Source organism: Actinomadura napierensis (assembly GCF_039529375.1).
GTDB lineage: Bacteria > Actinomycetota > Actinomycetes > Streptosporangiales > Streptosporangiaceae > Spirillospora > Spirillospora napierensis.
Window position 1 is genome coordinate 1 of record NZ_BAAAMR010000454.1, and the last position, 504, is coordinate 504.

The 504-nt window shown below is 38.7% G+C and carries 1 protein-coding gene; it reads left to right on the top strand.

Annotated features, from left to right (window positions below; all coding sequences use genetic code 11):
* The coding region (locus ABD296_RS50445; RefSeq protein WP_344285908.1) for a substrate-binding domain-containing protein at window positions 1-275 on the top strand (275 nt) is incomplete at its 5' end.
* Window positions 276-504: the final 229 nt, after the last annotated feature.

Genomic DNA, 504 nt, shown 5'->3' on the forward strand with positions numbered 1-504 from the left:
TTGTATGCGACCGCGTTGCAAAACGTATTGCCGAAGGCCAGTTTGATATTGGTTTCCAGCAAATTAGTGAAATCAAACCTTTTACCGGCAAATATGGTCAAGTTGAGTTAGTTGGTCCAATCCCTGCGCCTTACCAAAAAGTTACCGTATTTGCTGCTGGTATTGGTAAAAACTCGGAACATGCAAAAGTCGCAAAAGAGTTAATTAAATTTGTGAAATCGCCTCAAGCGACACAAATTATTGAAGAACAGGGTCTTGAGCAGGTTAAAGAATAAAAGCTCTAAAAGGCAACATTTTGAGGTGATGTTGCCTTTTCTCTTTTAGTGGTTTACTCAAAGCAATAGAACAAAATCTATAGCGATAAACCAGTGTAGAATTAATCCATAAAGGTCAAAGTAGAATTTGCCGTGGAACTTAAACAATTAAAGTATTTTATTGCAGTGATCGAGTCAGGAAGCTTGGGTAAAGCTGCAAAAAATCAAGTCGGAGGCCAAGCGGTCTTAG